The 22,587-nt window shown below is 70.5% G+C and carries 22 protein-coding genes; 8 read left to right on the top strand and 14 right to left on the bottom strand.

What is annotated here, in order from left to right; genetic code table 11:
• Nucleotides 1–6 precede the first annotated feature (6 nt).
• The 11 genes from dxr to ACQBAS_RS03900 form a co-directional block, all read right to left on the bottom strand.
• Nucleotides 7–1,209, bottom strand: coding sequence for a 1-deoxy-D-xylulose-5-phosphate reductoisomerase (dxr, locus tag ACQBAS_RS03950; protein WP_427385085.1), 1,203 nt, complete (start codon nucleotides 1,207–1,209; stop codon nucleotides 7–9).
• Between the two features lie 49 nt (nucleotides 1,210–1,258).
• Nucleotides 1,259–1,747, bottom strand: coding sequence for an acyl-CoA thioesterase (locus ACQBAS_RS03945; protein ID WP_427385084.1), 489 nt, complete (start codon nucleotides 1,745–1,747; stop codon nucleotides 1,259–1,261).
• 10 nt (nucleotides 1,748–1,757) lie between these two features.
• Nucleotides 1,758–2,099, bottom strand: a complete 342-nt coding sequence (locus ACQBAS_RS03940) for a barstar family protein (RefSeq protein WP_427385577.1) — start codon at nucleotides 2,097–2,099, stop codon at nucleotides 1,758–1,760.
• A gap of 5 nt (nucleotides 2,100–2,104) precedes the next feature.
• Nucleotides 2,105–2,608, bottom strand: a complete 504-nt coding sequence (locus ACQBAS_RS03935) for a ribonuclease domain-containing protein (protein WP_427385083.1) — start codon at nucleotides 2,606–2,608, stop codon at nucleotides 2,105–2,107.
• On the bottom strand, nucleotides 2,605–4,065 hold the full coding sequence (locus tag ACQBAS_RS03930; RefSeq protein WP_427385082.1) for an NAD-dependent succinate-semialdehyde dehydrogenase: 1,461 nt from the start codon (nucleotides 4,063–4,065) through the stop codon (nucleotides 2,605–2,607). The genes ACQBAS_RS03935 and ACQBAS_RS03930 overlap by 4 nt, the downstream gene beginning before the upstream one ends.
• Before the next feature lie 52 nt (nucleotides 4,066–4,117).
• Complete coding sequence (locus tag ACQBAS_RS03925; protein WP_427385081.1) at nucleotides 4,118–5,413, bottom strand: saccharopine dehydrogenase family protein; 1,296 nt, start codon at nucleotides 5,411–5,413, stop codon at nucleotides 4,118–4,120.
• A gap of 64 nt (nucleotides 5,414–5,477) precedes the next feature.
• Complete coding sequence (locus ACQBAS_RS03920; RefSeq protein WP_427385080.1) at nucleotides 5,478–6,302, bottom strand: ABC transporter permease; 825 nt, start codon at nucleotides 6,300–6,302, stop codon at nucleotides 5,478–5,480.
• Entirely contained in the window at nucleotides 6,303–7,226 is a 924-nt protein-coding gene (locus ACQBAS_RS03915; RefSeq protein ID WP_427385079.1) for an ABC transporter permease, read from the bottom strand.
• Nucleotides 7,223–8,416: an ABC transporter ATP-binding protein gene (locus ACQBAS_RS03910; RefSeq protein WP_427385078.1), complete on the bottom strand. Its 1,194-nt coding sequence runs from the start codon at nucleotides 8,414–8,416 to the stop codon at nucleotides 7,223–7,225. Before ACQBAS_RS03910 ends, ACQBAS_RS03915 begins: the two co-directional genes overlap by 4 nt.
• Nucleotides 8,416–9,678 (bottom strand): ABC transporter substrate-binding protein, encoded by a 1,263-nt coding sequence (locus ACQBAS_RS03905; protein WP_427385077.1) that lies wholly within the window; start codon nucleotides 9,676–9,678, stop codon nucleotides 8,416–8,418. The genes ACQBAS_RS03910 and ACQBAS_RS03905 overlap by 1 nt, the downstream gene beginning before the upstream one ends.
• A 76-nt stretch (nucleotides 9,679–9,754) precedes the next feature.
• Nucleotides 9,755–11,233, bottom strand: coding sequence for a gamma-aminobutyraldehyde dehydrogenase (locus tag ACQBAS_RS03900; protein ID WP_427385076.1), 1,479 nt, complete (start codon nucleotides 11,231–11,233; stop codon nucleotides 9,755–9,757).
• Nucleotides 11,234–11,415: 182 nt separating this feature from the next.
• Here ACQBAS_RS03900 and ACQBAS_RS03895 point away from each other — a divergent pair, with 182 nt between their 5' ends.
• The 7 genes from ACQBAS_RS03895 (at nucleotide 11,416) to ACQBAS_RS03865 (ending at nucleotide 18,269) form a co-directional block, all read left to right on the top strand.
• Nucleotides 11,416–11,868: an Lrp/AsnC family transcriptional regulator gene (locus ACQBAS_RS03895; RefSeq protein WP_427385075.1), complete on the top strand. Its 453-nt coding sequence runs from the start codon at nucleotides 11,416–11,418 to the stop codon at nucleotides 11,866–11,868.
• Nucleotides 11,865–13,289, top strand: a complete 1,425-nt coding sequence (locus ACQBAS_RS03890; protein ID WP_427385074.1) for an aspartate aminotransferase family protein — start codon at nucleotides 11,865–11,867, stop codon at nucleotides 13,287–13,289. The genes ACQBAS_RS03895 and ACQBAS_RS03890 overlap by 4 nt, the downstream gene beginning before the upstream one ends.
• Before the next feature lie 7 nt (nucleotides 13,290–13,296).
• Nucleotides 13,297–14,703, top strand: coding sequence for an NAD(P)/FAD-dependent oxidoreductase (locus tag ACQBAS_RS03885; protein ID WP_427385073.1), 1,407 nt, complete (start codon nucleotides 13,297–13,299; stop codon nucleotides 14,701–14,703).
• 14 nt (nucleotides 14,704–14,717) lie between these two features.
• Entirely contained in the window at nucleotides 14,718–15,857 is a 1,140-nt protein-coding gene (locus ACQBAS_RS03880; protein ID WP_427385072.1) for an LOG family protein, read from the top strand.
• Nucleotides 15,858–15,950: 93 nt separating this feature from the next.
• A complete protein-coding gene (locus tag ACQBAS_RS03875) occupies nucleotides 15,951–16,754 on the top strand; it encodes a transporter substrate-binding domain-containing protein (RefSeq protein ID WP_427385071.1) in 804 nt (267 codons plus the stop codon).
• A gap of 106 nt (nucleotides 16,755–16,860) precedes the next feature.
• On the top strand, nucleotides 16,861–17,484 hold the full coding sequence (locus tag ACQBAS_RS03870; protein WP_427385576.1) for an amino acid ABC transporter permease: 624 nt from the start codon (nucleotides 16,861–16,863) through the stop codon (nucleotides 17,482–17,484).
• Entirely contained in the window at nucleotides 17,481–18,269 is a 789-nt protein-coding gene (locus tag ACQBAS_RS03865; RefSeq protein ID WP_427385070.1) for an amino acid ABC transporter ATP-binding protein, read from the top strand. The genes ACQBAS_RS03870 and ACQBAS_RS03865 overlap by 4 nt, the downstream gene beginning before the upstream one ends.
• 15 nt (nucleotides 18,270–18,284) lie before the next feature.
• Here the strand turns inward: ACQBAS_RS03865 and purU are convergent, their stop codons facing one another.
• Entirely contained in the window at nucleotides 18,285–19,166 is an 882-nt protein-coding gene (purU, locus tag ACQBAS_RS03860) for a formyltetrahydrofolate deformylase (protein ID WP_427385069.1), read from the bottom strand.
• A 10-nt stretch (nucleotides 19,167–19,176) separates the two neighbouring features.
• Nucleotides 19,177–20,148, bottom strand: coding sequence for a 2-hydroxyacid dehydrogenase (locus ACQBAS_RS03855; protein ID WP_427385068.1), 972 nt, complete (start codon nucleotides 20,146–20,148; stop codon nucleotides 19,177–19,179).
• A gap of 111 nt (nucleotides 20,149–20,259) precedes the next feature.
• Between ACQBAS_RS03855 and ACQBAS_RS03850 the strand changes: the two genes are divergently transcribed.
• Entirely contained in the window at nucleotides 20,260–20,907 is a 648-nt protein-coding gene (locus ACQBAS_RS03850; RefSeq protein WP_427385067.1) for a DUF937 domain-containing protein, read from the top strand.
• Between the two features lie 127 nt (nucleotides 20,908–21,034).
• On the opposite strand, the gene gatB is transcribed toward ACQBAS_RS03850, so the two are convergent.
• Nucleotides 21,035–22,585, bottom strand: coding sequence for an Asp-tRNA(Asn)/Glu-tRNA(Gln) amidotransferase subunit GatB (gene gatB, locus ACQBAS_RS03845; RefSeq protein WP_427385066.1), 1,551 nt, complete (start codon nucleotides 22,583–22,585; stop codon nucleotides 21,035–21,037).
• Between the last annotated feature and the right edge of the window lie 2 nt (nucleotides 22,586–22,587).

The following is a 22,587-nucleotide window of genomic DNA, read 5'->3' as shown; positions in this document are numbered from 1 at the left end:
AGGGTCTCACTTCCGGCTGGGATCGAGCCCGAGCAGGCGACGGGCGGCCGCGCGCGCATCGGCGTCAGCGGCGATCACCCCGTCAACGCTCGAGGCGTCGAAAGCACTCCCGTCGTGTGCCTCGACGACGCGCTCGACGGTGTCGACGATGGCCGTGAAGGGGATCGCACGGTCGTGGAAGGCGTCGACCGCGACCTCGTTCGCCGCGTTGTAGACGGCGGGGAAGGTGCCCCCGGCCTCCCCCACGCGGCGGGCCAGGCGGACCGCCGGGAAGGCCTCGTCGTCGAGCGGGGCGAACTCCCACGTCGCGGCCGTGCTCCAGTCGCACGGGACGTCGACGTCGGGCAGCCGCTCCGGCCAGGACAGCCCCAGCGCGATCGGCACGAGCATCCGCGGCGGACCGGCCTGGGCGAGGGTGGAGCCGTCCACGAACTCGACCATCGAGTGGATGATCTGCTGCGGGTGGACGGTGACGTCGATCCGGTCGAAGGGGATGTCGAAGAGCAGGTGCGCCTCGATGACCTCGAGTCCCTTGTTGACGAGGGTGGCCGAGTTCGTCGTGACGACCCGACCCATGGCGAAGTTCGGGTGCTTGAGGGCCTGCTCCGGCGTCACCTCGGTCAGTTCGTCCCGAGTGCGGCCACGGAAGGGGCCACCGCTCGCGGTGACGATGAGCCGCCGGACCTCCTGGGCGCGGCCACCGCGCAGGCACTGGGCGATGGCGCTGTGCTCGGAGTCGACCGGGACGATCTGGTCCGGCCGGGCGACGGCCTTGACCAGCGGGCCGCCGACGATGAGCGACTCCTTGTTGGCCAGGGCGAGGGTGCTGCCCGCGGCGAGCGCCGCCAGCGTGGGGCGCAGGCCGATCGACCCGGTGATCCCGTTGAGGACGACATCGGCGTCACGGCCGGCGACCTCCGTCGCGGCGTCCGGGCCGACGAGGATCTCGGGGTGGTACTCCGGCCCCGGCGTCGCACTGGCGGCGACCTTGGCCGCGATGGCGTCGCGCACCTGCTCGACCGTGCCGGTGGCGGCGGCCACGACCGGCGCCCTCGTGGCGACGGCCTGCTCGGCGAGGAGGTCGAGGTTGGCCCCGGCCGCGAGGGCGACGACCGTGAACCGGTCGGCGTTCCGCCCGATCACGTCGAGCGCCTGGGTGCCGATGGAGCCGGTGGAGCCGAGCAGGATGATGCGGCGGGGTGCAGTCACGGCGTCATTCTCTCAGCCGCGCGAGCACCCTGTACTCCCAGCCGAGCAGTCAGTCGGTCGTGCGCGAGCTCGCGATGGCGTCGCGGCGGGCGAGGCGGTGCTCGCGGCGGATCTGCGCCTCGCGGTGGCGACGGTGCTCCTCGTCCGTGACGATCTCGAGGGCGGGGACCTCGCGTGTCTCCCCGTCGGGGCCGATGGCGACGAAGACGAGGTAGGCGGAGGAGACGTGAACCCGCTCCGTCACGGCGTCCCAGCGGTCGCACTCGGCGCGGACGCCGATCTCCATCGAGCTCCGGCCGGCCCAGTTGATCTGCGCACTGACGTGCAGGACGTCCCCGACGCGCACGGGCGCGAGGAACGTCATCTCGTCCATCTGCGCCGTCACGGCGGGCCCCTGCGCGAAGCGGTTGGCGACGACGCCGGCGGCCTCGTCGACCAACTTCATGATGTTGCCGCCGTGGATGTTGCCCAGGAGGTTCGCATCCGCGGCGCTGAGGATGCGGGAGAGGGTCACGCGGCTCTGCTCGGGTGTCGTCACGGGCTCATCCTCAACGTTCGAGGACGGTGATGCCAATGCCCGGATACTCCTCCACCCAGTCCTCGAGCACGAGCAGGAGCATCGCGTAGTCGTCGGGGTGGTCGTTCGCGAGCGCGGCCGTCCCGTCCCAGACGAGGTCCCAGTCGGCATCGCCGGCGACCTGGTGGAGGCCGTCGAAGAGGGCATCGAGGTTGCCCCCGAACCAGTCGGGGAAGTCGAGCGCCGCGGCGAAGGCGGCCATCGCGCCCGCCTTGTCGGCGCCACCCTGCACGACCTTCACCTCGCGTCCACGCGCCTGCGCCTCACGGACGATCGCGCTGAGTTCCGCGTCGGGTCCGAGCCTGGTGATCATGCCGCTCACCGTCCTTCCTCGATCTGGCGGAACGAGTCGTAGTGGTCGTCGGTGTAGTAGCGGTCGCCGTCGGCGCCACCGACGATCCGCCGCGCTCCCCGATCGCTCTCGCCGGGGGTGGGCACCGTGTACTCCTTGTAGTAGCCGCGCTGCTGCGCCGGGAGGATGCGCTCCCGGTTCCTGAAGGTCACGCCGTCGCGGTCGTAGCGGTAGGGACCGCCGACGCGGATCAGGGCGAGCACCTCGCGGGCCTCGTCCGGCAGACGTGACTCGGCGACCGTCGCCAAGCCGGAGTCCGGGGTCGATCCCCCGGACGAGCCCTGGGTCACCGAACGGCTCGAGGACGTCTCGGAGCCGGAGCGGTTCGTGCCGTCATCGCCCCCGCTCGAGGATGCCCACCACCACAGCGCGAAGACTGCCGCCGCGAGGAGCAGCAGCAGGATGTCGCGGGTGCGACGGCTCAGCCGCAGGGGGTCGCCCGAGCGGGGCGAGGTGTCGCGCCGACTCACAGGGCGATGCCGACGTACTTGGTCTCGAGGTACTCCTCGATGCCCTCGAAGCCACCCTCGCGGCCGAAGCCGGAGTGCTTCACCCCACCGAAGGGGGCGGCCGGGTTGGACACGATGCCCTGGTTGATCCCGACCATCCCGAACTCCAGCGCCTCGGCCACGCGGAAGACGCGCGCGTTGTCGGTCGTGAAGACGTAGGCGACGAGCCCGTACTCCGTGCTGTTGGCCAGCCGGATCGCCTCCTCCTCGGTCGCGAACGTCGCGATCGGCGCCACCGGTCCGAAGATCTCCTCGCGCATCATCCGGGCGTCGGCGGGCACGTCCGCCAGGACGGTCGGCTCGTAGAACCAGCCCGGACCGTCGGCGGCGCGGCCGCCGGTCAGGGGGCGGGCCCCCTTGGCCACGGCGTCCTCGACGAGGTCCGCGACACCGGTGCGCGCCTTCTCGGTGATGAGCGGGCCGACGTCGACGCCCTTCTTCGTGCCCTTGCCGAGGGTGAGCGCGCCCATCCGTGCCGCGAACTTCTCGGCGAAGGCCTCGGCGACGGACTCGTGGACGTGGAAGCGGTTGGCGGCCGTGCAGGCCTCGCCGATGTTGCGCATCTTGGCGAGCATGGCGCCGTCGACGGCGCGGTCGAGATCGGCGTCCTCGAAGACGAGGAAGGGGGCATTGCCGCCGAGCTCCATCGACACCCGCAGGAGCTGCTCGGCCGACTGCTCCACGAGCCGCTGACCGACGGCCGTGGACCCGGTGAAGGTGAGCTTGCGCAGGCGGGGGTCGCGGATGAGCGGCTCCATGACCTCACCGCTGCGGCTCGTCGTGACGACGTTGAGCACACCCTTGGGGAGGCCGACCTCCTCGAGCAGACCCGCGAGCGCGAGCATGGTCAGCGGCGTCTCGGCCGCGGGCTTGACGACCATGGTGCAGCCGGCGGCGATGGCCGGGCCGATCTTGCGGGTGCCCATGGCGAGCGGGAAGTTCCACGGCGTGATCATCAGCGTGGGGCCGACGGGCTGCTTCATCGTCATCAGCCGCGTGGCGCCGTTGGGGGCGGTCGAGTAGCGGCCACCGATCCGGACGGCCTCCTCGGCGAACCAGCGGAAGAACTCGCTGCCGTAGGCGACCTCACCGCGCGCTTCGGCCAGGGGCTTGCCCATCTCGAGGGTCATGAGCAGAGCGAACTCCTCGGTCCGCTCGACGAGCAGCTCGAAGGCGGACCGCAGCAACTCGCTCCGGTCGCGCGGCGGCGTGGCCGCCCACTCGGCCTGCGCGGCCACGGCCGCGGTCAGCGCCGCGTCTCCGTCGGCGACCGAGGCGTCGGCGACCGTGGCGATGGTGCGACCGGTGCTCGGGTCGTGGACGTCGAGGGTCGCGCCCCCGCTGGCGGCGCGCCATTGCCCTCCGATGAAGAGGCCGGTGGGGACGGCGGACAGGACGGACTTCTGCGTCGGGGCCATGCTCTCGATCCTAGGTGTCAGTCGGTCTCGGGCCACTCACTCGGTTGGCAGGTCAGTCGGTCTCGGGGCGCTGCGCGGTCGCTATCGGCTCCCGCACCGGCTCCCTGTCCTCAAGCCCCCAGGCCGACCCGTAGCCCTCCGGCTTCGGCGCTGCCAGCAGGTCGAGGAAGGGCTTGGCGTCGAAGGCCTCCGGGCCGAGCACACCGCTGGCCCGCCAGGTCCCCTTCGCCAGCAGCTCCAGGGCCACGACGGGGTTGATCGCCGTCTGCCAGACGACGCACTGGGCGCCGTACTCGCGCATGGAGACCTCGTTGTCGACGACGTGGTACAGGTAGGTCGCCCGAGGCTGCCCGTCCTTGCCGGTGCCCGTGACCCACAGTCCGGCACACGTCTTGCCGGTCATCTGCGGGCCGATCGTGGCCGGGTCGGGCAGGCAGGCCGCGACGACGTCACGCGGGCTCACCGAGACACCCTTGACGTCGACGGGCTGGGTCGAGTCCAGACCCAACTCGTGCAGGGCACGCAGGATCCCGATCATCTGCTCGCCGAGCCCGTACTTGAAGGTGACCTTCTTCGCGTCGAGGAAGCGCGGCATGAGGAGCACCTCCTCGTGCTCGACGTTGACGCACTCGACCGGGCCGATGCCCTCGGGGAAGTCGAAGATCTCCCCCTCGCTGAACGGCGGCGTCGTGTACCAGCCACGCCCCTTCTCCCAGACGACCGGAGGATTGAGGCACTCCTCGATGACGGTCCAGATGGAGAAGCCCGGAGCGAAGATCTCGTTGCCGTGCTCGTCGTGCACCGTGAGGTTGGCACCGTCCCGGGTGCCGAGCTCGTCGATCTCCGAGAAGAGATGGTCGCTCGCGTAGCGCGCGAAGACGTCCGACAGGCCCGGCTCGACACCGATCCCGACCAGGGCGAGCCGGCCAGCCGACTCCCACTGCGACGCGGCCGCGAACTGCTCGTCGCCGAGCTTGACCCCGGTGAGCTCGTGCGGGCGTTCCGGGTGACGCTGCGACAGGCTCATCGCCATGTCGAGGTAGTCCGCCCCGGCTGCGAGCGCGCCCTCGAAGATCGGCATGACGAAGCGCGGGTCCACGGCATTGAAGACGTGCGTGGCGCCGTGCTCCCTGGCCAGCGCGCTGACGGCGTCCGCCGAGGAGGCGTCGACCTGCGCCGCCACGAACCGGGTCTCCCCCGGGCGCCGCGCGCTGGCCGCGGCCACCGTCGCCTCGGCCCGTCCGAGGTCGTAGTCGGCGACGACCCAGCGCTCGAAGTAGTCGCGCTCGACGGCTGTTCGGGCTGCAGCGTCCCCGACGCCGCCGGCGCCGATCATGAGGACTCTCATGGGTTCTCCTGCTCGTGGGTGGGACGTTCAGTGGGTGCTGGGGCTGGCCGTGCCGCCCCCGCGGTCAGGCGGTCGCGCCGCTGCGCCGCCGCGACAGGACGAACTGTCCGAGGACGACGAGCACCACCGCGATGGCGAACATCGAGAAGCCGATGACGTTGGCCTGGGCCGGGATGCCGCGCAGGTAGGAGACGTAGACGAACTTCGGGAAGGTCGTCGTGTCACCCGAGACGAAGCTCGTGATGATGAAGTCGTCGAAGGACAGCGAGAAGGCCAGCAGGGCCGCGCCGACGATGCCGGGCATGACGAGCGGGAGGGTCACCCGCCAGAAGGTGCCGCCCGGTCCGGCGTAGAGGTCCTGGGCGGCCTCCTCGATCCGGGGATCGAGGCTCTGCAGGCGCGCCTTGACCGTGACGACGACGAAGCTCAGACAGAACATGATGTGGGCGATGACGATCGTCCAGAAGCCGAGGTGCAGACCGACCCGCGAGAAGCCCTGGACGAAGATCGTCAGCAGGCTCGCACCGAGGACGATCTCCGGCGTCGCCATCGGGACGAAGACGAGGACGTTGCCGGCCTCCTTCCCGCGGAAGCGGTGCCGCACGAGGGCGAAGGCGAGCATCGTGCCGAGCACGGTCGCGATGACGGTCGCGAGCACGCCGACCTGCAGCGACGTGAGGAGCGAGTCGCAGACGCCCGGCGCACCACAGGGGTCCTTCCAGTGCTTGAGCGTCGGCGGCGCCGAGCTGTTCCAGACGATGTTGGACTTGCGGTAGTCGTTGAAGGAGAAGGCGAACGTGTACGCCACCGGCACGAAGAGGTAGACCAGCACGAGCAGTGCGGCGATCATCGCGAAGCGGTCGCCGATCCAACGGGTCACGGTGCGCACTCAGACCAACTCCTCGGTGCCGAAGCGGCGCACGTAGACGAAGACCAGCGCGAGGATCATCGCCATGAGCGTGAAGGAGAGCGCGGCGGCGGTGGGATAGCCGCCCGGCACTCGGAAGAACTGGCTCTCGATGACGTTGCCGACCATCTTCGTGCTGCGGTCCGACCCGAGCAGTTCGGCGTTGACGTAGTCACCGGCCGCGGGGATGAAGGTGAGCAGGGTGCCAGCGAGGACGCCGGGCATGCTGATCGGCAGGGTCACCTTGCGGAAGGTCGTGAAGCCGTTGCCGTAGAGGTCGCCACCGGCCTCGATGACCTTGGGATCGGCCCGCTCGAGCGAGGCATAGATGGGCAGGACCATGAAGGGCAGGAAGTTGTACGTCAGACCCGCCACGACGGCGATCCAGGTCTCGGTGATGCGGTCACCGGGCAGCAGGTGGATGGTGCGCAGCACGCTGGCGACGGGTCCGTCGTCGGCGAGGATCTGCCGCCACGCGATGGTGCGCAGGATGAAGCTCGTGAAGAAGGGGGCGATGACGCAGATGAGCATCACGGCCCGCCACTTGCCGGCCTTGAAGGCCATGGCGTACGCGAGCGGGTAGGCCAGCACGAAGGCGAAGAAGGTCGCCAACCCGCCGAAGAGGAGGGAGCGGCCGAAGTGCCCCGCGAAGCCGGTGATGGCGTCGACGTAGTTCCCGACGTTGAGGTCCCGGTAGTAGTAACCCGGGTAGCCCGGGAAGTCGCTCTGCAGCGAGACCGTGAAGAGCTGCACGAGCGGCACGACGAAGAAGACGATGAGCCACAGCACTCCCGGCAGGAGCAACAGCCACGTCATCCCCCCTCGGCGCTGGGGCTGCTCGAGGTGCGGCTCGCCGCCGACGCCGCCGGCCGGGGCTGCGGCGCCGATGCCCTGGGCGACGCTCACGACGGCGCTCCGGCGCTCCCGGCGACGGCCTCACCCAGGCCGATGCCGCGCGGGCTCTCGGCCCCGTCGAGACCCGACCCGTCCACGGCGAAGGCGTGCCCGCTCTCCCACGAGAGCCAGACCTCGTCGCCCGGACGGATCGAGTTGCGCTCGACGTCGAGGTTCTGTTCGTAGACGCCCCACACGGCGCCGCTGGGGACCCGCACGAGGTACTGGGTCGCGACCCCGGTGAAGGAGACGTCGAGAACCGTGGCGCGCACGTCGTTACCGACGTCGACCGGTCGGCCCTCGCTGATCCGCACCTTCTCCGGCCGGACACCGAAGAGGATGCGGTCCCCCTCGACGTGGGAGCGGTTCAGCGGGACCCGCACGCTCGTACCCGCCACCTCGGCGATGAGGTTGGCGCCGTCCCGGCCCGTCACGCGGCCCTCGCCGAGGTTGGACTGGCCGACGAAGGTCGCGACGAAGGCGGTGCGCGGCAGGTCGTAGAGCTCCTCGGGGTGACCCATCTGCTCGATCCGACCCTGGTTCATCACGGCGACGGTGTCGGCCATCGTCATGGCCTCCTCCTGGTCGTGTGTGACGTGGATGAAGGTGAGCCCGACCTCTGTCTGGATCCGCTTGAGCTCGACCTGCATCTCGCGACGCAACTTGAGGTCGAGGGCGCCCAGCGGCTCGTCGAGCAGGAGGACCTCCGGGCGGTTGACGAGCGCCCGAGCCAAGGCCACGCGCTGCTGCTGACCACCCGAGATCATCGACGGCTTGCGGCCGGCCAGGTGCCCCATGCGCACGAGCTCGAGGGACTCGTCGGCGAGCCGCTCGGCGTCGGCGAGTCCGCGCCGCTTCGGGCCGAAGGCGACGTTGTCGCGCACGGTCAGGTGCGGGAAGAGGGCGTAGGACTGGAAGACGGTGTTGACCGGTCGCTCGTAGGGACGCGACCCGGTGAGGTCGGTCTCGCCGATCCGGATCCGGCCGGAGGTGGGCTGTTCCAGACCTGCCACCATCCGCAGGGTCGTCGTCTTGCCGCAGCCCGATGGACCGAGCAGGGCGAAGAAGGAGCCGCGAGGGACAGTGAGGTCGAGGTCGTCGACGGCGGTGAAGTCACCGAACTGCTTCGTCACCGACTCGAGGTGGAGGTCACCGGTGGCGTCGCGAAAACCGCCGGACGAGGAGCTGCCGAAGAGGCCCATCAGTTGCCCACCACCTTGGCCCAGAGGGCGCTGTAGTCCGAGTCTTCCTGGGGGTCGAGGGCGCGGAAGCCCTGGACGTTGTTCTCACGCAGATAGCTGTCGCTGGGGAAGATGAACGGACTCTCCGCGAGCTCCGGATCGATCTTCTCCATCTCGGCCTGGGCTCCCTTGACGGGACAGACGTAGTTGACCCACGCCGCGACCTCGGCGGCCACTGCCGGGTCGTAGTAGTGGTTGATGAGTTCCTCCGCGTTGCGGCGGTGCGTCGACGTGATCGGCACCATGAGGTTGTCGCTCCACAGCGTGCCGCCGGACTCGGGGATGACGAACTCCCAGTTCTCGTCCTCGGTCTCGGCCCGCAGGATGAAGAGGTCGCCGCTCCAGACGATGCCGGCGACGGCGTTGCCGCTCTTGAGGTCCTCGAGGTAGGAGTTGCCCTTGACGCGGCGGATGTGACCGTCGGCGATCCGCTTGTCGATCTCCGCGACGGCGGCCTCGAACTCGGCCTTCCCGAAGGCGGAGGCGATGTCCACGCCCTGCTGCTGCATGATCAGGCCGAGCGTGTCGCGGAACTCGCTGAGCACGACGATCTTGCCCTTGAGATCGTCGGCCCACAGGTCGTCGAGCGACTTCAGTTCGCGGCCGACCTTCTCCTTGTTGTAGCCGATCCCCGTCATGCCGGACTGCCACGTGATGGAGTTGTTGCGGCCGGGATCGAAGGAGACCTCCTTGAGGGAGTCGAGGAGGTTGGCGCAGTTCGGCATCCGGATCAGCTCGAGCGGCTGACAGAGCCGGTCCCGGATGATCCGGTTGGCCATCCAGTCGGTGAAGGTGAAGATGTCCTTCCCGATGTCCTGGCCGGCGCGCAGCTGCGGCGCGATCTTGTTGAAGTAGAGGTCGTTGTCCTCGATGTCCTCGGAGTAGGTCGGCGTGAGGCCGCTCTTCTTCGCGAAGGCGTCGAGGGTCGGGTAGTTCTTGCCCTCCTCGTCGTAGTCGAGGTACGCCGTCCAGTTGGCCCAACGGACCACCTTCTCCGTCGCCGACAGGTCCTTGGGCAGCGTGAGCGCCTGGACACCGCCAGCCGGCGGCTCGGGCGGCGCGCACCCCGTGAGGGCCGCGGCGCCGCCCCCGAGCAGGGCGGTGCCGAGCAGGGAGCGGCGGCTGAGGCCACTCCCCCGGGCGGTGCTGCGGGCCGCGCGCACGAGAGCGGCCGTGGTGGGGTCCTGTGGGAGCCCGCGGCGGGGCATTCGGGGAGGCGTCATGAGCGCGTCCTTCGGTTCGGGCGGACTTGTGGGGGCGGGGTGCCGGCTGGACCCCGGTGGTGCGGGTGGTGCGTGATCAGCTGTCGATGTTGGCCATCACGTGCTTGATCCGGGTGTAGTCCTCGAAGCCGTACATCGACAGGTCCTTGCCGTAGCCCGAGCGCTTGAATCCGCCGTGGGGCATCTCGGCGACGATCGGGATGTGGGTGTTGATCCACACGCAGCCGAAGTCGAGCCGCTTGCTCATCCGCATGGCGCGACCGAAGTCCTTGGTCCAGACCGAGGAGGCGAGTCCGTAGTCCACGCCGTTGGCCCAGGCGACGGCCTCGTCCTCGTCCGTGAACTTCTGGACGGTGATGACCGGTCCGAAGATCTCGTTCTGGCTGGCCTCGTCGTCCTGGAGCAGCCCGGAGAGCACGGTCGGCTCGAGGAAGAAGCCCTCGCCGAGGTCCGTCCGGCGGTGGCCACCGGCCGCGATCGTGGCGTGGTCGGGGAGACGGTCGATGAACCCCGTGACGTGGGCGAGCTGGTTGGCGTTGTTGACCGGACCGAAGAGGGCATCGGGGTCCTCGGGCAGGCCGACCTTCGCTTCGTTCGTGGCGTACTCCGCGAGCGCGGCGACGAAGTCGTCGTGGATGCCCGGGGCGGCGAGCACGCGGGTGGCCGCGGTGCAGTCCTGGCCGGCGTTGAAGTAGCCGGCGACGGCGATGCCCTCGACGGCGGCCTCGATGTCAGCGTCGTCGAAGACGACGACCGGCGCCTTGCCACCGAGCTCGAGGTGCACGCGCTTGACGTCGGTCGCGGCGCTGCGCGCGACCTGGACGCCGGCGCGAACCGAGCCGGTGATGGCCACCATGGCCGGGGTGCGGTGCTCGACGACCGCGCGACCGGTCTCGCGGTCACCGGTGACGACGTTGAAGGTGCCCGGCGGCAGGTACTGCGCGGCCAGTTCGGCCAGCCGCAGGGTCGTCTCGGGGGTGGTGTCGCTCGGCTTGAGGACGATCGTGTTGCCCGCCGCGAGGGCCGGGGCGATCTTCCAGATGGCCATCATCATCGGGTAGTTCCACGGGGTGACCTGACCGATGACGCCGATGGGCTCCCGGCGGATCCACGACGTGTGGCCCTTCATGTACTCGGCGGACGCGCGGCCCTCGAGGATCCGGGCGGCTCCCGCGAAGAAGCGCACCTGGTCGGCCATGACCGGCACCTCCTCCGTCGCCGTGAGTGCGTGCGGCTTGCCGGTGTTCTCCCCTTCGAGGCGGATGAGGTTCTCGGCGTCCGCCTCGATGGCGTCGGCGAAGTCGAGCAGCGCCTTCTGTCGCTCGCTCGGCGTGGTCCGGCCCCACTCCCCTGCGAAGGCGGCCGACGCGGCGGCGTAGGCGGCGTCGACGTCGGCCTCGGTGCTCACGGGCGCGGTCGCGACGACCTTCCCGGTGACGGGGCTGATGACGTCGGAGGTGGCGTCGGACCGAGACGCGACGAACTCCCCGTTGACGAAGTTGCGCAGCGTGCGGGGGCTGCTGGTGTGGGCGTTGCTGTTCTCGGCACTGCTCACGGCACGGCACTCCTGAGATCGACTCGCGGATGAGGTTCACCCGACCCTACTCACGTGAGCGTCGGTTTCAAGGGCTGAATGGACACAATCGATACGAATGCCGCGCTTTCCATCCCACTGGTCGCCGGAATCCGACGTGCTGGCGCTTGCATGCCTCGCTGGAGTAGTCCACGATCGGGGGCATGAGTGTGGTCCTCGACGAGATCTCGAAGGAGATCATCGGCTACCTGCAGCAGGACGGGCGGGCGGCCTACTCGACGATCGCCAAGCACGTCGGACTCTCCGAAACCGCTGTGCGACAAAGGGTCCAACGCCTCCTCGAGGCCGACGTGATGCAGATCGTCGCCGTCACCGATCCCCTTCAGGTCGGCTTCCGCCGACAGGCGATGATCGGGCTGCGCGTCGAGGGCGACCTCCAGCGGGTGGCGCGGGCCGTCGACACGATCGACGAGGTGGCCTACTCCGTGACCACCGCCGGCAGTTTCGACCTGCTCATCGAGGTCGTCTGCGAGGACGACGAGCACCTCCTGCGCCTGCTCAACGACCAACTGCGCGCGATCCCCGGGGTCGTGCGCACCGAGACCTTCATGTACCTGCACCTCAACCGACAACGCTATGACTGGGGCACGAGATGACGACCGACCCGACGACGACCACCCCCGCCTCCCGCCAGCCGGGGACCACCCCGCTGGGCACGTCCTACCAGGACGCCGCGCGCGACAACCTGTGGATGCACTTCACCCGGCACTCCGTCTTCGAGGAGGGCGGTCAGGTCCCCATCATCGTGCGCGGTGAGGGCCACAAGATCTGGGACGCCGCGGGCAAGGAGTACATCGACGGCCTCGCCGGCCTCTTCGTCGTCCAGGTCGGCCACGGCCGCGCCGAACTGGCGGAGGCCGCCGCCAAGCAGGCCGAGCAGTTGGCCTTCTTCCCGATCTGGTCCTACGCCCACCCCAAGGCCATCGAGCTCGCCGAGCGGCTCGCCGCCGGGGCCCCGGGCGACCTCAACCGGGTCTTCTTCACGACGGGCGGCGGCGAGGCCGTGGAGTCCGCGTGGAAGCTCGCGAAGCAGTACTTCAAGCTCACCGGCAAGCCGACCAAGCACAAGGTCATCAGCCGTTCCATCGCCTACCACGGCACGCCCCAGGGCGCCCTGTCGATCACCGGCCTGCCGCCGCTGAAGGAGGCCTTCGAGCCCCTCGTGCCCGGCGCCCACAAGGTCCCGAACACCAACATCTACCGGGCTGCCGAGCCGCTGCGCGACGACCCGAAGGCCTTCGGCCGCTGGGCGGCCGACCGGATCGCCGAGGCGATCGAGATGGAGGGCCCCGACACCGTGGCCGCCGTCTTCCTCGAGCCGGTCCAGAACGCGGGCGGTTGCTTCCCGCCGCCGCCCGGCTACTTCGAGCGCGTCCGCGAGATCTGCGACGAGTACGACGTCCTGCTCGTCTCCGACGAGGTGATCTGCGCCTTCGGCCGGATCGGCTCGATGTTCGCCTCCGACGACTTCGGCTACCAGCCCGACATCATCACCTGCGCCAAGGGCATGACGAGCGGCTACTCCCCCATCGGCGCGATGATCGCCAGCGATCGCCTCTTCGAGCCGTTCAAGAAGGGGACGACCTCCTTCCTGCACGGCTTCACCTTCGGCGGGCACCCGGTCAGCGCCGCCGTCGCCATGGAGAACCTCGACATCTTCGAGCGCGAGGGACTCAACGAGCACGTCAAGAAGAACTCCCCCGCCTTCCGCGCGACGCTCGAGCGACTGCTCGACCTGCCGATCGTCGGCGACGTCCGCGGCGAGGGCTACTTCTTCGGGATCGAACTGGTCAAGGACAAGGCGACCCGCGAGACCTTCACCGACGATGAGGCCGAGCGCCTGCTGCACGGCCATGTCAGCAAGGGCCTCTTCGACGCCGGCCTCTACTGCCGCGCCGACGACCGCGGCGACCCGGTGATCCAACTCGCCCCGCCGCTGACGATCGGCCAGCCCGAGTTCGACGACATCGAGCAGCGGATCCGCTCGGTGCTCGACGGGGCTCTCGACAAGCTCTGACCCCACCGTGACCGCACTCTGGTCCGAGGGCGCGGGCGGCGCCCTCGGCTCCGCCCGACCCGTCTCGGCCGACCGCGGCGCCGCCGATCTCGCTGCGTCCGATCTCGCTGCGCCAGAACTGCCCAGCCAGGTCGACGTCGCCATCGTCGGCGCGGGCTTCACCGGGCTGTGGACGGCCTACCACCTGCTCACCCGGCGACCCGAGGCCCGGGTCGCCGTGCTCGAGGCCGAGCACGTCGGCTTCGGCGCCAGCGGACGCAACGGCGGCTGGGTCTCGGCGCTCTACCCCGTGGGCCCGACCGTGCTCGCGCGTCGCCACGGAGCCGAGGGTGCACGGGCGATGTTCGGTGCCCTGCGCGAGGTCGTCGAGGACCTCGGCGCCATCGTCGAGGCCGAGGGCATCGACTGCGGCTATGTGCGAGGCGGCTCGATCGCCGTGGCGCGCAACGCCGCCCAGGCGAAGCGCGCCCTCGCGGAGGTCGCCGAGTCGGACGAGTGGGGGCTGGGCACCCGATGGCTCGACCGGGACGAGGCGCACGAGCGGCTGTCGGCCGCGGACACCCTCGGGGCGACCTTCACACCCCACTGCGCGCGGGTGCACCCGCGCGCTCTCGTCGACGGTCTGGCCGAGGCCGTGCGCCGCCGTGGCGGCACCATCCACGAAGGGGTCCGCGTCGCCGACGCGGCTGCCGGCCGCGTGGTCCTCGCCTCGGGCCAGGTCATCCGGGCCACCCAGATCGTGCGGGCGACCGAGGCCTATGGGGCCCGGCTCCCCCGGCTGCGGCGCAGCATCGCCCCGGTGTACTCGCTCATGGTCGCGACGGAACCGCTGTCGCCGCAGATGTGGGCCACCATCGGCCTCGAGCGTCGAGAGACCTTCAGCGATCACCGGCACCTCATCATCTACGGCCAGCGGACGGTCGACGACCGCATCGCCTTCGGTGGGCGCGGGGCGCCCTATCACCGGGGCTCGGCGATCTCCCCGGCGTTCGACCGTGACGAGGCCGTCTTCGCCGAGCTGCGCCGGACCCTGCTCGAACTGCTCCCGCAGCTCGGCGACGTCAGCTTCACCCATGCCTGGGGCGGCCCCCTGGGCATCGCCCGTGACTGGCATCCCTCGGTCGCCTACGACGCGAGCTCGGGCGTCGCGCGCGCCGGCGGCTACGTCGGCGACGGCGTGGCCGCGACCCAACTCGCCGGGGCGACGCTGGCCGACCTTCTGTGCGGCCTCGACACCCCGCGCACCCGACTGCCGTGGGTGGGCCATCGCTCGCCCGACTGGGAGCCCGAGCCGTTGCGGTGGGCCGGGATCAACGCCGGCCTGCGACTGGCCTCGCTCGCCGACCGCGAGGAGCAGCTCACCGGCCGACCCGCCGTCGTGGGTCGGGTCCTGTCCCGGCTGACGTCCCACTGACCTCAGGGGTTCCCTTGCCGCACCACGAGATCGAGACCCTCACCGAACTCGCCGACCTCCTCGGGACCGGCGCGCCGCTGCACGGCCACCGCCTCCAGGGCCTCGACCTTCGCGGTCCCGTGGGCACGGAACTGGTCGGACGTGACGTCTCCGGCCTCGTCGTCCTCGGCGGCCACCTCACGCCCGTCCTGGAGCACCGGCTGCGCAAGGGCGGCGCGACGATCTTCCCGGGCGACCCGCACGCCCCGATCGACCCCTATCGGCCCCACGCGTACACCGCCGCCGAGCTCTACGACACGCTCGAGGACCCGGGCTACGCGGACAGCGTCGATGCCCGGGCCTACCGCTGGCTTCAGGGCAACCGCGACTCCCCCGATGTCTTCGACACCTTGCTGCAGTCCATCCACGACCACTCGATGACCGACTCGCTCGACGAACTCGTCGAGGGGCGCGACGTGGTGGGCATCATGGGCGGACACGCCGTGCCGCGCGGGAGCGACGACTACGGCGATGCTGCGCGCCTGGGTCACCGCCTCGCCGACGCCGGCCTGCTCGTGGCCACCGGCGGCGGCCCGGGCGCCATGGAGGCCGCCAACCTCGGCGCCCTGTGCCAGCACGAGGCGGCCCTCGCCACCGCGCTCACGACGCTCTCGTCCGTGCCCTCCTTCCGACCCAGCATCGACGCCTGGGCGAAGGTCGCGTGGGCCGTGCGCGAGGGCGTGCTCGCGGCCGGCGGTCGCCTTCCCGCGGCCGAGCACGACGTCCGCAGCATCGGCGTCCCGACCTGGTTCTACGGACACGAGCCGCCCAACCTCTTCGCCAGCGCGATCGTGAAGTACTTCTCCAACGCCCTGCGGGAGGACGTGCTGCTCGCCCGCTGCACCGCGGGAGTCGTCGTTCTCCCGGGGGCCGCGGGCACGGTGCAGGAGATCTTCCAGGCGGCGACCCGCCTCTTCTACGGCGACGACGCGACGGACCTGCCGCGGATGGTGCTCGTGGGCCGTCGCCACTGGGAGGAGGAGGTGCCCGTCTGGCCGCTCCTGCGCGCGCTCGGCGAGGGGCGCCGGATGGGCGAGGTCGTGCACCTCGTCGACGACATCGACGACGTGCTGCCCGTCCTCCTCCACGGTGACCCGATTCAGGGTCGGGAATAATGTCGCGTTATCGTTTGTCCAACATCGCGTAATACCCGAACGCCGGTCGGCCGCGGCACGCCGCCGACCACCCAGCCCCAAAAAGGACACTCCGTGAAGACCTCCCGGCTCACCGCCATCGCCACCGCCGCCCTCCTCACCTCCGTGCTCGCCGCCTGCGGCTCGAGCGACGACGACGGGGCCGCGACGTCCGAGCTCGCAGCCGTCAAGGAGGCCGGTGTGCTGAAGGTCGGCACCGAGGGCACCTACGCCCCCTTCACCTTCCACGACTCCAAGACCAACGAGCTCACGGGCTACGACGTCGAGGTCGCGAAGGCGATCGGCAAGGAGCTCGGGGTCGAGGTCGAGTTCTCCGAGACGCCGTGGGACGCGATCTTCGCCGGCCTGACGTCCAAGCGCTTCGACATCGTCGTCAACCAGGTGACCAAGAACGAGGAGCGCGCCGGCCTCTACGGCCTGAGCCAGACCTACACGTGGTCCGAGGGCGTCATCGCCACCCGCTCCGACGACGACAGCATCAACTCGCTCGCCGACCTCAAGGGCAAGAAGTCCGCCCAGAGCATCACGAGCAACTGGGCGCAGGTCGCCAAGGACGCGGGCGCGAACGTCCAGTCCGTCGAGGGCCTCACCCAGGCGGTGACGCTGCTCAAGCAGAAGCGCGTCGACGCGACGGTCAACGACAGCCTCGCGATCCTCGACTACCAGAAGTCGACCGGCGACGACTCGATCAAGGTCGCGGCCAAGACCGGCGACATCTCCGAGCAGGTCGTCGCGACCCGCAAGGACTCCGACCTCGTCGCGGCGATCGACGAGGCGCTGACGACGCTGACGAAGGACGGGACCCTGGCGACGATCTCGAAGACGTACTTCGACTCCGACGTGACCGTCGCTCCGTGACCCTCGACGCCGTGGCCCCCTTCGCTGAGCAGGCCCGCCGCCGCTCTGGGACGATGCCGGGGTGAACGAGCAGACCCTCACCCTCATCCGGGACTCCCTCGTCCCCATGCTCGGCGGGCTGCTCAAGGGCACGTTGACGCTGACGGCGGTCAGCTTCGTCCTCGGGCTCGCGGTCGCCCTCGTCGTGGCCCTGATGCGGATCTCGCCGAACCGGCTCGCGTCCGGGGTGGCGCGGTTCTACATCTCCGTCATCCGCGGGACGCCGCTGCTCGTCCAGCTCTTCATCATCTTCTACGGGCTGCCCTCGCTCGGGGTGAACTTCGACCCCTTCATCGCCGCGACGATCGCCTTCACCCTCAACGTCGGTGGCTATGCGGCGGAGGTGATCCGCTCGGCGATCCTCACGGTGCCCAAGGGTCAGTGGGAGGCCGCGTCGACGGTCGGCATGGGCTACGTGACGACCCTGCGCCGGGTGGTGCTCCCCCAGGCCACCCGCGCGGCGATCCCACCCCTGTCGAACACGCTCATCTCGCTCGTCAAGGACACCTCGCTCGCCTCGACGATCCAGGTCGTCGACCTGCTGCGGATCGCCCAGGAGCGGGCCGCTCCGTCGTACCAGTTCCTCCCCCTCTACTCCGTGGCTGCGGCCTACTACTGGGTCGTGTGCCTCGCCCTCTCCTTCGGCCAGTCGCGCTTCGAGGAGCGACAGAACAGGTACGTGGCCCGATGAGCACGCCCTCCTCCCGCCCGTCCGACGACGCCGCGCCGCTCGTCAGTGTCCGCGGCCTGCGGAAGGCCTTCGGCGACCACGAGGTCCTCACGTCGATCGACTTCGAGGTCGCGCCGGGATCGGTCACCGTCCTCATCGGCCCGTCCGGCTCGGGCAAGACGACCGTGCTGCGCTCGCTCAACGTCCTCGAGACCCCCGACGCCGGGACCATCCGCATCGGCGACGTCGAGGTCGACTTCGGCGCGGGCCCGGTGACGACGAAGCGGGCCGCCGATCTGCGCGCGCAGAGCGGGATGGTCTTCCAGGCCCACAACCTCTTCCCGCACCTCACGGTCCTCGAGAACGTCACCTCCGGTCCCGTCCTCGTCCAGCGACGACCCCGGGCGGAGGCGGAGGCGGATGCTCGCGACCTGCTCACGCTCGTCGGCCTCGCCGACAAGGCTGACGCCTACCCCTACCAGCTGTCGGGCGGCCAGCAGCAGCGCGTGGGGATCGCCCGGGCCCTGGCCATCAAGCCGCAGCTGATGCTCTTCGACGAGCCGACGTCGGCCCTCGATCCCGAGCTCGTCGGCGAGGTCCTCGAGGCCATGAAGAACCTCGCCGCCCAAGGCTGGACGATGGTCGTCGTGACCCACGAGATGCGGTTCGCCAAGCAGGTCGCCGATCAGGTGCTCTTCATGGACGGCGGCGTCATCGTCGAGCGCGGCGCTCCGGCGGACGTCCTGACCAACCCGCGGTCCCCCCGCACGCGGCAGTTCCTGCACCGCATCCTCGACCCGCTCTGAGCCTGAGCGCGCCCCTCAGTCGAAGACGACGGTGCGGCGCCCGCGCAGGACGACGCGTCGCTCGACGTGCCAGGAGACGGCCCGCGCGAGCGCCATGGCCTCGAGTTCCTGACCCGTGCGGGCGAGTTCCGCCGGCGACATCCGGTGGTCGACGCGGCGGAAGTCCTGCTCGATGATCGGACCCTCGTCGAGGTCGGCGGTGACGTAGTGCGCGGTCGCGCCGATCACCTTCACGCCCCGATCGTGCGCCTGCGTGTAGGGCTTGGCGCCCTTGAAGCTCGGCAGCAGCGAGTGGTGGATGTTGATGATCCGGCCCGGCATCTCCGCGCACAGCTCCGCCGAGAGGATCTGCATGTAGCGGGCGAGCACCACCGTCTCGACGTCGTGCTCCGCGATGAGGCCTCGGAGGATCGCCTCCGCGTCCGCCTTCGTCTCCTTCGCCACCGGCACGTGGTGGAAGGGGATCCCGTGCCACTCCGCCAGCCCGCGGAAGTCCTCGTGGTTGGAGACGATCGCGGGGATGTGGACGTTGAGCTGACCGCTGCGCACCCGGAAGAGCAGGTCGTTGAGGCAGCGCCCCTGCTGGCTGACCATGACGAGCATCCGGTGCGGCACGGCGAGGTCGTGGACGGCGACGTCGGCGGCGAAGGTGGCCGCGAGCCTCCCGCGGGCGGCCTCGACATCGGCCAGGTCGGTGCCCGCACCGCGGCGCAAGTGCATCCGCAGGTGGAACTCCCCCGACGTCGGGTCGGCGAACTGCTGGCTGTCGGCGATGGACATCCCCAGCTCGAGCATCTCGCCGGCGACGGCGTGCACGATGCCGGGCCGGTCCACGCAGGACAGCGTGAGCACGACCTCCTGGGCGGGGCGGGCGGGTTCGGTCGTCGCGGCGGGCACGGACCGGATGTTACTTGAGGGTGCCGGACCCACCGAGCGCACCGGGGTCGCCGTGGACGACGTTGAGCGCCGACCCGCCCGCGGCGAGGACCTCGAGCTGCCGTCGCAGGAGGGCACGCATCCGCGGAGCCATCGCCGTCGAGGCGCCGCCGACGTGTGGGGTGATGACGACGCCGGGGGCCTGCCACAGGTCGTGATCGGCCGGCAGTGGCTCGGGGTCGGTGACGTCGAGGGCGAAGCGCAGACGCCCGGCGTGCGCGAGGATCGCGTCCGTGTCGGCGACCTGCCCGCGGGCGACGTTGACGACGAGCGCGCCGTCCGGCAGCGCGGAGAGGAACGTCTCGTCGACGAGGTTGCGAGTGTCCTCCGTGAGCGGGACGACCACGACGACGAGGTCGTGCTCGGGCAGCAGGGCCGGCAACTCGTCCGTGCCGTGCACGCGCTCGACGAGGTCGTCACCGGCGCGGGCCCGGGTCGCCACGGCAGTCACCGCCACCTCGAAGGGGATCAGCCGCGCCGCGATCGCCTTGCCCACCGAGCCGTATCCCACGACGAGTGCGCGACGATCGGCGAGGGAGGTCGACGGTGTGCCGTGGGGTCGCTCCCAGCGGCCCTCGACCTGCGCGCGGGCGTGCGCGTCCAGACCGCGCAGGGCCGTGATGGCGAGTCCGACGGCGAGCTCGGCTGTCGAGGCGTCGTGCACCCCGGCGGCGTTGGCGAGGGCCACGTCCGCCCGGCCGATGCCGGCGAGCACCTCGGGGATGCCCTCGTAGCCAGCCGACTGGAGCTGGACGAGCCGCGCGTTCGGCGTGTGGCGGACCGCTGCGAGCGACGCCTTCGGCGTCATGTACGGGGCGACGACGACCTCGATCTCACCGGCCCTCGGAGGGATCCCGGAGAGGTCCCAGACGACCGTCTCGATCCCCTCGATTCCGGCTCCGGACGGCGCCATTGACGAGTCAGGGATGCTCACGACCACCATGACGCCACGCTAGTGGGCTACGTTGACCTCACGAGCGGGGGGCCATTGAGTGGTCCCGCCGACGACCCGACCGGGAGGCAGACTCCCGAACCGACAACAGTGAGGTCATCGATGTCCGACGCTACGAACGAGATCCTTGCCAGCCTGCCCATCGACCAGCTCGCGCAGCAGGTCGGTGCCTCGCCGGAGGAGACCCAGCAGGCCGTCCAGGCCGCGCTCCCCGCCCTTTTCGGCGGGCTGCAGGCCAACGCCGCAGACCGCGACGGGGCCAGCTCCATCCTCGAGGCACTCACCCAGCACGACCCGTCGCTCGTCGAGGGCGGCGTCGACCTGGGCCAGGTGGACCCGACCGACGGCGAGAAGATCGCCTCCCACATCTTCGGCTCCAACCAGGAGCAGGTCGTCAATCAGCTCGGCGGCATCGGCGGTGGCTCGGGGCTCGTCAAGAAGCTCCTGCCGATCCTCGCGCCGATCGTGCTGTCCTACATCATGAAGCAGATGAGCCAGAAGACCGGCGGCAGCATCAACCTCCCCGGCCAGAGCGGCTCGACGGGCGGCTCCGGGGGCGGCGTGCTCCCCGGCAGCGGAGCCGGGACCGCGGCCGGCGCGGACGCCGCCGGTGGCATCAACGTCGAGGACATCCTCGGTCAGGTGCTCGGCCAGGCCACCGGCCGCGGCCAGGAGACGCAGGCCCAGCAGGGTGGCGGCTCGATCATCACCGACATCCTCGGCGGCCTGCTCGGCGGCGGGCGCCGCTGACGGCACGTCCGACGGGCCGGCCACGGCACGTCGGACACGTCGCTCCTCGCGGAGGACATGACGAAGGGCGGGTGCCCCCGATCGGGGGCACCCGCCCTTCGTCATGTGGTCGGGCTGGGGCGACGGCTCAGCTGGCGCCGAGTCGCGCGAGGATGAGCTCCCGCGCCTTGCCCGCGTCCGCCTGGCCGTTCATCTCCTTCATGACCTGACCGATGAGGGCGCCCGCGGCCTGGACCTTGCCGTCGCGCACCTTCTGGGCGATGGCGTCGTTCGCGGCGATGACCTTGTCGACGGCCGCCTCCAGTGCGCCGTCGTCCCGGACCAGCTGGAGGCCCCGCGCGTCGGCGACGGCCGTGGGGCCGCCCTCGCCGGCGAGAACACCGTCGAGCACCTGACGGGCCATGGAGTCGTTGAGCCGGCCACCCTTGACGAGGCCCTCGAGCTCGGCGACCGTCGCGGGCGTCACGCCCTTGTCGGCGGCGTAGTCCGCCAGCGGCTGGGCCTGCTCGTTGGCCCGACGCGAGATCTCGCCGAGCCACCACTTCTTCGCTCCCCCGGCGCTCGCGCCGGCGGCGACGGTCTCCTCGATGATCCCTGCGGCGCCCGCGTTGAGGACGTCACGCATCTCGAGATCGCTGTAGCCCCAGTCGGCCTGGAGGCGACGACGGCGAGCCGCCGGGTCCTCGGGCAGCGTGGCCCGCAGTTCCTCGATCCGCTCGGCCGTCGGGGCGACGGGGACGAGGTCCGGTTCGGGGAAGTAGCGGTAGTCGTCGGCGTCGGACTTGGGGCGACCGCTCGTCGTGACGCCCGTGTCCTCGTGCCAGTGCCGCGTCTCCTGGAGGATCGAACCGCCGCCGGAGAGGATCGCGGCGTGCCGGCAGATCTCGTAGCGCACGGCCCGCTCGATCGAGCGGAGCGAGTTGACGTTCTTGGTCTCGGTGCGGGTGCCGAGCGGCACGTTCGCCTGCTCCGCGGAGGTGGGCTCGCCGACCTTCGGGCGCAACGAGACGTTGGCGTCGCAGCGCAGGGAGCCCTGCTCCATCTTGACGTCGGAGACGTCGAGGGCGCGCAGCAGGTCCCGGAGCGCGGCGACGTAGGCGCGGGCCACCTCGGGAGCCCGCTCGCCGGCGCCGGCCAGCGGCTTGGTGACGATCTCGATGAGGGGGATGCCGGCACGGTTGAAGTCCACGAGCGAGTAGTCGGCGCCATGGATGCGGCCGGTCGACCCACCGACGTGGAGGCTCTTGCCGGTGTCCTCCTCCATGTGGGCGCGCTCGATCTCGACGCGGTAGGTCGAGCCGTCGTCGAGCTCGACGTCGAGGTGACCCTCGAAGGCGATCGGCTCGTCGTACTGGCTCGTCTGGAAGTTCTTCGGCATGTCCGGGTAGAAGTAGTTCTTCCGGGCGAAGCGGCACCACGAGGCGATCTCGCAGTTGAGCGCCAGGCCGATCCGGATCGCCGACTCGACGGCCGCCTCGTTGACGACCGGAAGGGCGCCGGGCAGGCCGAGGCAGACGGGGCAGGTCTGGGTGTTGGGCTCCGCACCGAAGCCGGTCGCGCAGCCGCAGAACATCTTCGTGGCGGTGCCGAGCTCGACGTGGACCTCGAGGCCCATGACGGGGTCGAAGGAGGCGAGGGCCTCGTCGTAGCCGAGCACCTCGTCGGTGGTCGTGCTCATGG

It is taken from the genome of Janibacter zhaoxuefangae (assembly GCF_050271985.1).
In the GTDB taxonomy this organism is placed as follows: domain Bacteria; phylum Actinomycetota; class Actinomycetes; order Actinomycetales; family Dermatophilaceae.
This window is presented reverse-complemented; position numbering and strand designations above follow the sequence as displayed.